Consider the following 14,049-nt stretch of genomic DNA (forward strand, 5'->3'; position numbering starts at 1 on the left):
TTGCTTCACTGTACCTGTTATCCATCATCTCATTTAAAAATAGTCGGCGATGTGATAAAAGCGATATACCGTATTGTCCGTCCACGCATACGAATTTTTATAGTCCCAATAACGATGTCTGGAGCTTACCGTATGTGCATTGACTAGCGGCATGCCGCCAGCATCAAAGGCCGTTACCACCGTGCTGTGCTGGAAAGTTCCGTCACCATCCCAATCATAAAAAATGACGTCCCCCAGCATGAGCTGCTCCGGTCGACTCACCTGCTCTGCGGTCAAACCCCAGGAACTGGAACCCAAATACCGTTCCAGACTGTTGGAAACCGCCCAGCTATAGCTCCACAGCTCACGTCCGGCGACCCGTCCTTTATACCACCAGCCCGATTCTCTTTTACCAGTATAGTGGATCGGTGCACCACCTGCAAAGAGGCACTGCGAGATATAATTGGTGCAATCCACATCAAAAGCCTCAAACTCCGGGTTAAAACTATCCCACCACTGATCTGCATAGGCCGCTGCTTCTTCACGGCGATATCGACTGGGGCGTGCTGATGAACCGAAGCCCAGCACACCACGATTTAGCAGCGGCAGACTTCCTCCCTGATTAAACGACGCTTGTTCGAAAGGAACCTCTCCTCCCGCTGGCTTTCTTTCTGCCGGGTCACGCTCAATCCTCGTCACCTGCCAGGCTTCACCCTCGCGTGTAAACGTCAGGCGCTCCCGTTCAATCCGATCCTCCCGGTGAGTCATTCCGCCCTTCTCATAAAAGAGCCGCACATGCAGTTGTACATCGACCACTGCCTCATCCGGAGTATCCTGCACTATTCGTATCGGCTTGGCGCGTGTCTCGCTGCGTAGGGGAACAGCGTCCCGTTCGCTGTACCACTGCTCCAACCTGGCCGCACGTGCTGCCCGATCCATTCGCTGGCCCACCTCCAGGTACTCATCCGGCTGTGGTACACCATTTACCTCACTGCGATTGTACTGATTCACGTAAGCAAAAAGGGCCTGTTTCCATTCCCGCTCCCCCATCCCTATCCCTCCATTTTTCGTCTCGCTATCCTTATTCGGGGATAACCACGCCGATATATAACTTCCTTTCTTTCCTCTCTGGTCTGATATGCTCTCTATCTATAAGTATGAATCTCTAAAGCTTGGTATGAACATCGAAAAACGCGGGGGAACGGAACGTTTTATTTTCCAGTCTGACACGCATAATTTAGGTCAAAAAAACTTTACGGAACCGTCTGAAAACGGTATACTTAATCCAAAAGCAATCATTTTGAAATCATGTTTCACCTAATGAAACGAATTACAATCATCTTAACCTCTTAACTTACGATGAACCACTGAAGATGAAATTGAGAACTCAGCCAATTAAAACCAAATGTGCAAGACGTCGAAAAAAGACATCCCTATTTTCCCGCAAGCATCCACTTCAAGGAGGTAATACTTATGTCAGGAAAAGATCAATTCTCCATTGCCCGTAGCTTGGAAGTTAACGGGAAGCCTTATCGCTACTACAGTCTTAAGGCACTGGAGGAACAAGGAAAAAGCGGTGTTGCCAAGCTGCCTTTCTCCATTAAAGTGTTGCTGGAAGCTGCGGTTCGCCAGTTTGACGGACGCGCCATTACTGAGGAACATGTGCAGCAGCTGACAGGCTGGGCTGAGGATCGTGACACCAACAAGGAAATCCCGTTCATTCCTGCACGTATCGTGCTTCAGGATTTTACAGGCGTCCCGGTGGTTGTCGATTTGGCGGCCATGCGTGATACGGTGAAAAAAGCGGGCGGCGATCCGAAACAAATCAACCCGCTCGTTCCCGTCGATCTCGTAATCGACCACTCGGTTATGGTTGATGCTTTCGGTACTAGTGACGCGCTGGACTACAATATTAATGTAGAGTTTGAACGCAACGAAGAACGGTATCGTTTTCTGCGATGGGCGCAAACGGCATTCAATAACTTCCGTGCGGTGCCGCCGTCCACTGGTATCGTTCATCAGGTTAATCTAGAGTATCTCGCCTCCGTAGCCGCGACCAAAACCATCGACGGCGAAACCGTGGTCTTCCCAGATTCCCTCGTGGGAACGGACTCCCATACGACGATGATTAACGGGCTGGGTGTTGTGGGCTGGGGTGTCGGCGGGATTGAGGCAGAGGCCGGTATGCTGGGGCAGCCGTTGTATTTTGTCACTCCCGATGTGATCGGCTTCAAACTGACAGGCAGTCTGTCAGAAGGTGCTACCGCTACGGACCTGGCGCTAACAGTTACGCAAATGCTGCGTAAAAAAGGCGTGGTCGGGAAATTCGTAGAATTTTTCGGTCCAGGTCTGGCCAACATCAGCTTGGCTGACCGTGCGACTGTGGCCAACATGGCACCGGAATACGGCGCAACGATCGGCTTTTTCCCGGTTGATGCCGAAACGCTGGCTTACCTGCGCAGCACCGGACGTTCCGATGAGCAAGTCAGCCTCGTAGAGGAATATTACAAAGCTCAAGGCATGTTCCGCACAGCCGATACCCCAGACCCTGTGTTCAGCGATACGATTGAGCTGGATCTGGCTTCGGTTGTACCGAGTCTCGCCGGACCCAAACGTCCGCAGGACCGTGTTGAGCTCAGCCGCATGAAAGAAACCTTCGAAGGCATTATCCGTACCCCGGTAGACAAAGGCGGCTATGGACTGAGCGATGAAAAGATTGCACAGAAGGTTCCACTGACCCATCCGGACGGCTCCACCAGTGAACTGGGTACTGGCTCAGTCGTGATTGCAGCGATTACAAGCTGCACGAACACCTCCAACCCAAGCGTTATGCTAGGCGCGGGCTTGCTCGCCAAAAAGGCAGTACAACGCGGGCTCAAAAAGCCAGGCTATGTTAAAACAAGCTTGACACCAGGTTCCCTTGTTGTAACGGAATACCTGCAAAAAGCCGGGCTGATCGAACCACTCGAAGCCCTCGGCTTCCATGTGGCAGGCTACGGCTGCGCGACCTGTATCGGTAACTCCGGTCCACTTCCCGACGAAGTGAGCCAGGCCATTACAGACCATGATCTGACCGTCGGCGCAGTCATTTCCGGTAACCGGAACTTTGAAGGACGTGTGCATGCGCAGGTCAAAGCCAACTATCTTGGTTCGCCGCCACTGGTTGTCGCTTACGCGCTGGCAGGTACGGTGAACATTGATTTGACGAATGACCCGCTTGGTTATGATCAGGACAATCAGCCTGTCTACCTGAAAGATATCTGGCCTTCTTCCGAAGAAATCAAAGAAGCGATCAGCCTGTCTCTCAGCCCGGATATGTTCCGCCGCAAATACGAAAATGTATTTACAGCCAACGAGAAATGGAATTCCATTCCGGTTCCTGAAGGCGAATTGTATGAGTGGGATGAAAACTCAACTTATATTCAAAATCCGCCGTTCTTTGAAGGACTTCAAGATGGTGTGCAGGATATCAAGGAAATCCGTAATGCCCGTGTACTTGCCCTGCTGAATGATTCGGTCACGACTGACCACATCTCGCCAGCAGGCAACATCGCCCCTTCCAGCCCGGCAGGACTGTACTTGAAGGAGCATGGTGTAGAGCGTAAGGACTTCAACTCCTACGGCTCTCGTCGCGGTAATCATGAAGTCATGATGCGCGGTACATTTGCCAACATCCGTATCCGCAATAATGTAGCTCCAGGCACCGAAGGCGGTGTGACCAAGTACTTGCCAACAGATGAGGAAATGTCCATCTATGATGCGTCCATGAAATATCAGGCAGCCGATCAGAACCTGATCGTCATTGCCGGCAAGGAATACGGTACAGGTAGCTCCCGTGACTGGGCGGCCAAAGGTACACTGTTGTTAGGTGTTAAAGCCGTCATTGCTGAAAGCTTCGAGCGGATTCACCGCAGCAACCTGGTCGGCATGGGTGTACTGCCGCTGCAATTCCAGGAAGGCTATGGCTGGTCCAGCTTGGGTCTCAATGGTCGCGAAACCTTCGATATTCTCGGCATTGACAATGACGTGAAACCAGGTCAAGAACTTACGGTTGTAGCCAAACGCGAGGATGGCACCAAGTTCGAATTCCCGGTCACTGCCCGTCTGGATAGCACCGTCGACATCGATTACTACCACAACGGTGGTATTTTGCAAACCGTATTGCGTCAAATGATTCAAGCGTAATGATCGATTGAATCATGAAAATCCCCTCCCAAATGCGGTGTAAACTGCAATTGAGAGGGGATTTTTTACATTCTTCAAGCCTCTAAAAGGAAACGTATGCCAAGGATTGAGAACACAAGGGTTATAAGAAGCGTGAAGAGACCAGGCAGGCTTTCCATGATTGCAGAACTTTCTTCGCTCTTGAACTGACGTCTGAGAAAAGGCTGGAGAAAAAGCATAATCACAAAAGCTATGAAGCTAAGTGCACACAACAACCATACCTCAGGGGAGGATTTGTCAACAAAACGATCAGCCACATCATTGAAATTGTAGTGGATTGCCACATTTCTTGGCATTGTCGGGTAGATAAACAAGTAGATGCTGAAGGGCACAATAGAAAGAAGAAAGGAAAATAAATTTAAAATATTTAATCTACTTCGCATGAAAATCCTCCTTCTTGAGCTAAACGATTTATATGATACACAGATCAGCCGTCTATATTTTTACTTCCCCGGCTTAGTAAGAGAGAAATAATAAAACTAATCATCGTGGGCAAAAAAGAGGCGAGTACCATATACACATTAACTTCTTGTCCTAATCCTATGGAAATCCCTATTAAGCCAAAGGCTATCCAAATATAAGCAGAAATGCGATGTGTCTTCTTCCATGCCTTTTCATCCGAAAGCAGCCAAGGAAACTTTAATCCGATTAGACGATTGGGTGTTATTGTAGCAAAAGATATTCCTATTGCTAAATGCAAAATAGCCGATAAAAATAAAGCTAATTTTAATGTGCTGAATAGAAATCCACCCGAATATTTGAACATGAGTGCAAGGAAAATCAAATCAAGTACAATAAACACACTTGCACAAATCTTACGATAAGAAGCGAGCATACGTTCAGATAAGGTGTTTCTATGCTTTGAATACCTTGGATTCAGTACTACGATAGCCAGTGTTAAAACCATAGTAACTAATGGAAAATACAACAATGCTATACGATCCTTAGCGGAATGAAACGAGGAGGAAAACAAAGAAAAATTTATAACATGCAGCACAATAAAGAAAATAGACACATGCATCCACGGCTTCTTGAATTCTTCTTTTACATCATAGTTGCTTTTACTCTCCATCCCGCTTACCCCCTCCATATAACAGAAATTGAGTGACTCCACTTTATTATGCATATTTTCCAATACTAAAAATGAAATAAACATCACAACAGCAAAAAAAGCCGACCCACTCAGGACCGGCTTCCAACTGTATTCTCTTATTCTCTTACCTTCGCATTGCTAAACTACTTCGAAATATCCAAAAAGCCCTCTCCAAATACGTCCCGTACGTCATGAATGGTGATAAATGCTGCTGTATCGATAGCTTTTACAATCTTTTTAAGCGCCGACACCTCTTGTTTGCTAATGACGATATATAGGACCTCTTTTGGATTTTTGGTGTAATATCCGTGGCCTGACAGGACGGTAACTCCACGGTCCATCTGCGTAATGACCATCTCAGCAATTTTGTCTTGATGCTCCGAAATAATCATGACCGCTTTTTTCGGATTCAATCCTTCAATCATGAAATCCATAACTTTCGTACCGACGTACAAAATAACGATAGTTAGCATTAATTTTTCCGGGCCAATAATAAAGTAGGAAGAGAAGGCGACAATCAGATCAAAAAACAACAAGGCATAGCTGATATTCCAATCCAGATACTTGTTGGCAATCCGGGCTAAAATGACCGTTCCTGCCGTTGTACCACCGACCCGTACAATTAAGCCAATGCCGACCCCTACCAAAACTCCGGCAAATACGGCATTAATCGTCGGCTCATGCGAATCAATCCGCCAGTTGACTGTTAAATGTAAAAACAGCGAGTTAAAAGCGACCGCAATTATAGTATACAGAGTCGTTCTCTTGTCCAAAAATTTATATCCGACAATCAGCAGCAAGCCATTAATCACCAGATTGACGATCGAGGGAGACCACTGAAACAGGTAGTACAAGATGATCGTGACCCCTGTAACGCCCCCCTCGCCAAATTCATTCGGGATCACATACAGATTAACAGCCAGCGCGAAAAAAAACGCACCCAGAATAATAAATACGATATCTGCAATACTTTTTTTCATATATGCTCTAATCCTCTCTCTAACATTTCAACGGATGAATTGCCAGATGGATTGGCTGACTCTTCTTGCCAAAATACGCTGACAACCAGTTCATGGTATCTACTACCCAACATAAAGTCAATACAACTTTGACACTTTAATTCGCCACCAGACTGCCTTAGTCCAACCTTAGAATTCCGCAAAATTCCGCTAATACAAGGTTATTCGACAAAAAAACACAATCCCGACTACTAAACTGAGAAAACGGGCCTCTAGCCCTTGTTTAGGCCCTAGGCACATTTTCCCCTAAAATGACCATCCTCCTAATACACATTTTGGACACATACGACCATCTTCCTGTTTTATGTCAAAAGCGTTTTACTTTGGATAAATGCGGGTATAATGATTGAAACATTACCAAGCAACCTACACGGCATTACGACATCAAGTACATATACATAGTCCTATACAGACGTCCTAAGCAACTCAATCTGAATTTGACAAAATGGAATTGGAGGAATGACCACATGAATACAATGAACTTAACTGTCCACACCCTGATGCCTTTTCACCACCAATACCAACGTGCCAACGCGGTGAGTATGCAGAAGAAAGAAGACAGCTCGGAGAAGAAGCTCAGCTTTCAGGACATTTTGAATGAAAAAATGGGTAAAAAATAAAGCTCCGTTAATCCGGTAGCATGATCCCGCTTTACATAAGCTGAAAAGCCGTAGTTTTCTACATCGACTGTAGAGAACCACGGCTTTTTGTTACTCACGCGTTTCTAAACCTAAACTCATACGTTTATGGAAATAAACCTCTGACGAGCTTAACTGTACTTTTCGTTGAGGCTTCCCAGTTGATTGACTTTTGTATCGCTACCGATTTTTACTGCCCAGCTTCCCGATACTGCTCTGCCTTCTCTCGCATCCCGGCGGCAACGGCTTCCTCAGTATTCAGTCCCTTATCGGCCGCATAGGCACGAATGTCCTGCGTGATACGCATACTGCAAAACTTGGGACCGCACATCGAGCAAAAGTGGGCTTCCTTGGCCCCCTCTGCTGGTAGCGTTTCATCATGGTAGGACAATGCCCGCTCAGGGTCAAGCGAGAGATTGAACTGATCGCGCCAGCGGAATTCAAAACGCGCCTTGGACAAAGCATCGTCCCGCTGCTGTGCCCGCGGATGACCCTTCGCCAGATCGGCAGCATGTGCGGCAATTTTGTAGGTAATAACTCCTTCGCGGACATCATCCTTGTTCGGCAGACCCAAGTGCTCCTTCGGCGTAACGTAGCACAGCATGGACGTCCCGAACCAACCGATCATGGCTGCCCCGATAGCTGAGGTAATATGATCATATCCTGGTGCGATATCCGTCGTCAGCGGCCCTAAAGTATAAAAGGGGGCTTCCTTACAAATCTCCATTTGTAAATCCACATTCTCCTTGATTTTGTGCATAGGGACATGTCCTGGCCCTTCAATCATGACCTGGACATCACGCTTCCATGCAATTTGCGTGAGCTCGCCCAACGTCTCTAGCTCTGCAAATTGTGCTTCATCATTCGCATCATAGATACTCCCTGGACGCAGACCATCCCCGAGAGAAAAGGCCACATCGTAGGCTTTCATAATTTCACAGATTTCTTCAAAATGCGTATACAAAAAATTCTCCTGATGGTGTGCAAGGCACCAGGCTGCCATGATCGACCCGCCCCGGGATACAATTCCCGTCATTCTGTTCGCCGTCATCGGGATATATCGCAGCAATACACCCGCATGGATCGTAAAATAGTCCACTCCCTGCTCCGCCTGCTCAATCAGCGTGTCTCGATACAGCTCCCACGTCAGCTTCTCAGCTTCGCCGTTCACCTTTTCCAGTGCCTGATATAGCGGCACCGTTCCAATCGGTACGGGAGAATTCCTGATGATCCATTCGCGCGTTGTATGAATATTCCGGCCTGTAGACAGGTCCATGACGGTGTCTGAGCCCCAGCGCACAGCCCAGGTCATCTTCTCCACTTCTTCCTCGATGGAGGACGTAACTGCGGAATTCCCAATGTTCGCATTGATCTTTACGTGAAAATGGCGTCCAATGACCATGGGCTCGCTTTCCGGGTGATTGATATTTGAAGGTAAAATAGCTCGTCCAGCCGCCAGCTCCTGTCGTACAAACTCGGGCTCTACGCCTTCGCGGATCGCCGCAAATTCCATTTCAGGCGTAATGATCCCTTGCCGCGCATAGTGCATTTGCGTCACAGTACGCCCTTGCGAAGCCCGTAGCGGACGGTTGGTCACGCCGGGAAATTCCACTGTCTCCCGTTTGGAACCAGGCTTCAGCCCGTTATCCTCCGACTTGACGGCGCGGCCCTCATAAGCCTCCACATCTCCCCGTTCCAGTGCCCAAGCTCGCCGTAATGGTGGCAAGCCCTGACGAATATCCACCTGATAGGCTTCATCTGTCATCGGACCGCTGGTATCGTACACACGCAGTGGCTCATGATACTCTATCCCCTGCGGCGTATGTGTGGGGTGCAGCGCGATTTCACGCTCTGGCACGGCAATGTCCGGCCGAGAACCTTGAATATACACCTTGCGGCTCCCCGGGAAAGAATTAACCCTACTGGCTTGCTCAACACTTGCCTTCTCTACTGCTGTTGATTTCATTCCTGTTTCTTTTGTTCCTTCTGTTTCTGTCGGTTTCATGATCCATTCCTCCCGTATCGTTGAAATGACACACCGATCCGGAACCATTCCCAGGGTGGCGCTGATCTATGCAAAAAAGCCGGTTCCCTAGGGAACCGGCTAATCAAACGAGGCAGCTATCCAGACAGCACGCACATGGAATAAAACCCTATGCGTCACCGCAGACAGCAGCTGCGTATACATTTCAATGGCCGATTACTTCCCTACGCTGGTATGATCCAGATCAGGTGCAAAGGGTCCGGAATCTTGCCCGATTCCATCTCAGCCCGCATTACAGGCTCCCCCAGTAACTGTGATACTTTCTATTCACATGAATTGGCGGCTATAACAGACATCCGCCATCTCTATCAGACTACTTTAAATTTATAGCTTTGGCAACCCTTGTATGATTTCCTTTTGTATTGATTACTGTTACGGGAGCATAAGCCCCATTTCCTTAGCTGCTTCGATCAAAACCGGAGCAAAATCATGCAGCGTCTCGGGTGCAAGTCGACTGACCGGGCCGGATACAGATAAAGCCGCCGCGACCTGTCCCTTTCGGTTCACAATAGGCGCGGCCACAGCCGCAGCCCCTGGCTCACGTTCTTCATAGCTAGTCGCATACCCCTTCTCACGAATGTCCTGCAGCTGGGCTTTATATACCTCAGGATCTACCGAGGGAGGCCATTCTTCACTGCTTAGCAGTACCTCCAGCTCCTGTGGCGGCATAAAGGCCGCCAGCACCTTGCTGGAGGCTCCCACAGCCAGCGGCATACGCGCACCCACAGGCGCAACCCTGCGGATCGCCTGATTGCTCTGCACGGCTTGTATGCGAATACGCATGCTTCCATCCCGCAGGTACAAGCTGACCGTTTCCCCTAAGCGATCACGCAGTCCTTCCATTGCAGGCTGTAACAACACCGCCGGCTCATCGCTTTGGGACAGATGCGTGGACAGCTCCCATATGCGAAAACCAAGCCGATATTTTTCCGTTTCGGCATTCCGAACGACAAATCCCCGATCCTCTAGCGTAGTCAAAAGACGATGAACGGTGCTTTTATGTAGACCAATTTGGGAGGCAATCTCCGTTAGACCAAGATCAGATTCTGCGGTAAAACACAGCAGTATATCAAGTGCACGCTCTACAGCGCGGACGGTTAATTTACGGTCTTCCATCGTGAACCGCTCCTCTTGTATCCATATTCGTTTCACACTATGAAACATGGTTACATAAATTATATAGAATAGTCGCAGCTACTGTAAACCGATGTTTTTGTGACAACCATATTACAGAACAAGAACAAACATCGACAATTCTTTGCATCATTTTTACTTTTCCGGTTCAGACGTTGACTTTGGATAATACCCATCATACGATAATAGGTATCTATACGGACATACCCTACTATTTTCAAGTGGAATTATACCTAAATTTTATGATTCGAAGATCAATTCTATATAAGGAGGCTCTTACATGATTTCCACATCCCAGCGCAACGCTCAGCTACAGACCGCTGTTCAGGAGCCGTCCACCCCACTCTTTAATCCCCGTATGCTGCGGTTCAAGCACGTTGTGATTGCTCTGCTGCTGTCGGTCGTATTTTTTCTGTTGTTTTGTTTTATTGCCTTGCATGCTTACATCGCCTGGGTGCTTACGAATCCCACCGTCGCACCATTATACTCTAATCCGATGCAGGCCAAAGGTATGCCTTATGAGGAAGTCAGCTTCCCAGCCAAGGATGGTAGCCGTATGGTACAAGGCTGGTATATCCCGGCAGATCAATCGCGGAAAACCATAATTTTCAGTCATGGCTATGGAGCCAACCGCGAAGAAAGCTGGATTCCCATGTATGATCTGGCGCATTATGCCCATAGCTTGAACTTTAATGTGGTCATGTTCGATTACGGATTTGCGTCACAAAACAGCAAGGCCGTCGCAACCGGAGGCAAGGCAGAATCCCAACAGCTCCTTGGAGCCATCCAGCTGGCAAAACAACGCGGCTCGTCGGAAATTATTGTATGGGGCTTCTCTATGGGAGCAGGAACCGCTCTTCAGGCGGGTTTGCAAACCAAAGATGTGGACGCGATGATTTTGGACAGCACCTTCCTACTGGAACCGGATACGCTATACCATAACATTCACAATCAAATTAATTTGCCGAGACATCCATCTTTGGAAATACTGGAGTTGCTGTTTCCAGTTTTGAACGGCACCAGTTTGCATCAGATTCCATATCAGGAAGTAAAAAAGGAGGACTATCCGTTTCCAATCATGTTTGTGCATGGTACACAGGATGAAAAGGCTCCTTACCCCATTGCGGAAAAGCTCGCTGCCAATCAGACCAACCCACTTTCCAGTGTATGGATTGTAAAAAACGGGATACATGAGCTTATTTTCAGAGAGCATCCTCGTGAATATTTACGACGGGTATCGACATTTTTAAGCAGTGTACAGGAGCTGGAGGACAAGAAAACCACGGCTGCTGCCCATAAACAAACGACTACGAAGTAAAGAATTATTTTCGAATAAGCATTCATCGCCTTGAAGAAGCCTACCTATGGACACTTAACCCGTGCCGTAGACAGGCTTCTTTTTTTATTTTCCACGATTAATTATTGTTCTGTGCAACAGATATAACCTGATGAAGGAAGTTCATAGACATATTCCCGATGGGACGGCGAATATACTGGGTACATATGCATCCAGGACAGATCTGCTAGATCTGCTGGATAGCCATAGTGGGATACGGGAGGTAAAAACGATGCTGAGTACTTATGGGTCTTTCCTGCCCTTACGTGTGCTGGAGGAAATCCGTCATTGGAAGCAGCAGGAAAGTTGGCATGTGGAAGTGATTAAATCCGCTACTGAAGGGCTAGAACCTGCTTATGTGCGGCTGCTGGATGATTGGCGAACCGTATTTGAACAAACGGAACGCACCGCCATAGAGTTGCTTGAAGAGCAACGGAGCGCGCTTGATCCGGTAGAACAGGCATGGCAACATCAGGAGAAAAAAGCGTCGTCTGCCCCCCAAGCTCATACACACCAGCTGGATAAACCATCAGCACATTCAAGGGGATCAGACGCATCAGCAACTGGAGAGAAACCGTTGTCCGAATCAGGCTTGAATTCACAGCCTGCCTCTCAAGAATTAAATCGTCGACTGGACGATTTGCTGCAAACTGCGAACCGTCAATCACAAGAATATGTACGGCAGCTAGGTTTGCTGACCGAGCACAGTCATGCATTGCGTCAACAGCCAAAATCCGCCGGAGTTGTAATACACGCAGCACATGAAAGCCAATATTTCCTGATTTCGACAACTCCCTTTCAAGAGCCCGGCTCCATCGCACGAGCCGCTGGGTTGTATCATGTAGCGGCAGAGGGTGAGGATTACCCGGAGCAAGCGTTTCGAGAGAGACATGCCAGCATGAGAGGAGAAGGTTCTGGGGCTACTAAAGGCGTCCAGTCCGGTCAGACGCAACCTTCAGCAGCGGAAAAATCCTTAGTCGGTCGCCCGGTCCCTATTGGGGGACATCGGCTCCCTCCGCTTCCTTACCCTTATAATGCGCTTGAACCGTACATTGATGAAAAAACGATGCGTATTCACCATAACAAGCATCATTTGAGCTATGTGAATGATCTGAATAAAGCGGAAAAGAAACTGGAAGAAGCCCGAAAAACAGGTGATTTTGACCTCGTAAAGCATTGGGAACGTGAACTGGCATTTAACGGGGCAGGTCATTATCTGCATACTCTTTTTTGGACGATCATGAGCCCTCAAGGCGGTGGAAACCCAAGCGGACCGCTGGCTGAACAGATTAAAAAGGATTTTGGCAGCTACGATGCCTTCAAAAAGCAATTTAGTTCGGCAGCCGAAAAGGTCGAGGGCGGCGGCTGGGCTATCCTGGTATGGAGCCCGCGCTCCGGGCGGCTTGAAATTTTGCAGGCCGAAAAGCACCAGAACCTGACTCAATGGGAGTCTATTCCGCTGCTGGCGATCGATGTGTGGGAACATGCATATTACTTAAAGCATCAGGCTGAACGCAATAAATACATCGAAGATTGGTGGCATGTCGTCAACTGGCCTGAAGTGGAAGCGCGCTACGCTCAAGCCTCCAAGCTGAGATGGCAACCATTCTAAGCTAGAATAAACTACACCTGCAAATCGTACCGCTCTCTGAGCGCTTCTATTTGTCCAGTCAATTCTTCCGGTTGCACCAGCGAGCCATCGGCAGGCAAAATGGCCGCCCGACTCTCGACTACACGGCGTAGCGATGCTGTGTACGCCTCGACAGACGGCACTCCGGCCAGCTCTGCCAGGCTGCCCATCGTTGCCGGATTAACCCGGGGATAATCCGGCTGCTGCACGCCTGCCGGTGTATCCCCGGCTGCCTCCCTATAAAACTGCTGCACCGCCTGTGCGCGCTCTGCTCCGTGGCCCTCAATCATCACAAAGGCCGTGATGATATACGCCTTGGCTTGACGCCGTTGCGCAATGCCGCAAAACTTGCGTCCTCGGACGCTCACATCGTAATCCCCGGGACAGAAGGACCCGATGATTTCTCCAGTCTGCGCCTCGGCAGACCACGGGGCCAGCGCATCGGCAATCAGCCCTGCCATGAGCCGAAAATCCTCATGCAGGCTGATGGCCCGCTGCGGATTCGGCAGGATCAAGGACAGGTTCAGTACCCCCCTGTCCAGCATGACGGCTGCTCCGCCTGAAGGGCGCACGCATACCGACGTTCCTGAGCTGCGCACCCGCTCCATCGCCTGTGGGGCGTTGGGAAGCCTGCGGTCCCGGTGACCAATCACAAGCGCCCCCGGATGCCGCCATAAATGCAAAATGGGCGCAGCTCCTTTCCCTACTTGCCGACAAGCTAGCTCCTCCCAAGCCAGCGGAAACAATACGTCTTCCTGCGTAGTCGTCAGTGGCGCTTCCAACCATTGCAACGCAGGCAATGCTGTTGTTATTTCTGTTGAGCTATGTATATGATCCATACGTTATCCCCTATCTTAAAAATAACTGTTATCCATAGGCTAATCGTAACTTTCAAGCAGCTATGCTGCCATTTTTTTATTTCATTCTTCACAGCAACGATCTATTTTCTCTA

The 14,049-nt window shown here is 48.8% G+C and carries 11 protein-coding genes and 1 riboswitch; of the genes, 4 read left to right on the plus strand and 7 right to left on the minus strand.

Translation table 11 applies throughout. The features are described 5' to 3' along the window. Positions 1 to 33: 33 nt before the first annotated feature. Positions 34 to 1,029, minus strand: a complete 996-nt coding sequence (locus ACXHJ2_RS19465; RefSeq protein ID WP_165082889.1) for an amidase domain-containing protein — start codon at positions 1,027 to 1,029, stop codon at positions 34 to 36. 423 nt (positions 1,030 to 1,452) lie between these two features. Here ACXHJ2_RS19465 and acnA point away from each other — a divergent pair, with 423 nt between their 5' ends. Beyond that, positions 1,453 to 4,164 (plus strand): aconitate hydratase AcnA, encoded by a 2,712-nt coding sequence (gene acnA / locus ACXHJ2_RS19470; protein WP_165082891.1) that lies wholly within the window; start codon positions 1,453 to 1,455, stop codon positions 4,162 to 4,164. Between the two features lie 74 nt (positions 4,165 to 4,238). Here acnA and ACXHJ2_RS19475 read toward each other — a convergent pair whose 3' ends face one another. From ACXHJ2_RS19475 to ACXHJ2_RS19485, 3 genes are all read right to left on the minus strand, one after another. Further along, on the minus strand, positions 4,239 to 4,586 hold the full coding sequence (locus ACXHJ2_RS19475) for a DUF1648 domain-containing protein (RefSeq protein WP_025677470.1): 348 nt from the start codon (positions 4,584 to 4,586) through the stop codon (positions 4,239 to 4,241). A 44-nt stretch (positions 4,587 to 4,630) separates the two neighbouring features. Next, positions 4,631 to 5,275 carry an SdpI family protein gene (locus ACXHJ2_RS19480; protein ID WP_165082893.1) on the minus strand — a complete coding sequence of 215 codons (645 nt, stop codon included), beginning with the start codon at positions 5,273 to 5,275 and terminating at the stop codon, positions 4,631 to 4,633. 164 nt (positions 5,276 to 5,439) lie between these two features. Then, positions 5,440 to 6,276 carry a YitT family protein gene (locus tag ACXHJ2_RS19485; RefSeq protein ID WP_013369422.1) on the minus strand — a complete coding sequence of 279 codons (837 nt, stop codon included), beginning with the start codon at positions 6,274 to 6,276 and terminating at the stop codon, positions 5,440 to 5,442. A gap of 506 nt (positions 6,277 to 6,782) precedes the next feature. On the opposite strand from ACXHJ2_RS19485, the gene ACXHJ2_RS19490 reads away from it, so the two are divergent. Continuing rightward, on the plus strand, positions 6,783 to 6,935 hold the full coding sequence (locus tag ACXHJ2_RS19490; RefSeq protein ID WP_010348453.1) for a hypothetical protein: 153 nt from the start codon (positions 6,783 to 6,785) through the stop codon (positions 6,933 to 6,935). Positions 6,936 to 7,143: 208 nt separating this feature from the next. Here the strand turns inward: ACXHJ2_RS19490 and thiC are convergent, their stop codons facing one another. Both thiC and ACXHJ2_RS19500 read right to left on the minus strand, forming a co-directional pair. After that, on the minus strand, positions 7,144 to 8,958 hold the full coding sequence (gene thiC, locus ACXHJ2_RS19495) for a phosphomethylpyrimidine synthase ThiC (protein ID WP_274597493.1): 1,815 nt from the start codon (positions 8,956 to 8,958) through the stop codon (positions 7,144 to 7,146). A gap of 183 nt (positions 8,959 to 9,141) precedes the next feature. Next, a riboswitch (TPP riboswitch) is annotated at positions 9,142 to 9,253 on the minus strand. 116 nt (positions 9,254 to 9,369) lie between these two features. Next, positions 9,370 to 10,113 carry an IclR family transcriptional regulator gene (locus ACXHJ2_RS19500; protein ID WP_013369419.1) on the minus strand — a complete coding sequence of 248 codons (744 nt, stop codon included), beginning with the start codon at positions 10,111 to 10,113 and terminating at the stop codon, positions 9,370 to 9,372. Between the two features lie 298 nt (positions 10,114 to 10,411). Between ACXHJ2_RS19500 and ACXHJ2_RS19505 the strand changes: the two genes are divergently transcribed. Continuing rightward, a complete protein-coding gene (locus ACXHJ2_RS19505; RefSeq protein WP_058831224.1) occupies positions 10,412 to 11,449 on the plus strand; it encodes an alpha/beta hydrolase in 1,038 nt (345 codons plus the stop codon). Positions 11,450 to 11,699: 250 nt separating this feature from the next. Beyond that, positions 11,700 to 13,079, plus strand: a complete 1,380-nt coding sequence (locus tag ACXHJ2_RS19510) for a Fe-Mn family superoxide dismutase (protein WP_165082895.1) — start codon at positions 11,700 to 11,702, stop codon at positions 13,077 to 13,079. Between the two features lie 11 nt (positions 13,080 to 13,090). Here ACXHJ2_RS19510 and ACXHJ2_RS19515 read toward each other — a convergent pair whose 3' ends face one another. Then, a complete protein-coding gene (locus tag ACXHJ2_RS19515; protein ID WP_165082897.1) occupies positions 13,091 to 13,936 on the minus strand; it encodes a lipoate--protein ligase family protein in 846 nt (281 codons plus the stop codon). Positions 13,937 to 14,049: the final 113 nt, after the last annotated feature.

The organism is Paenibacillus sp. ALE3, assembly GCF_054113405.1.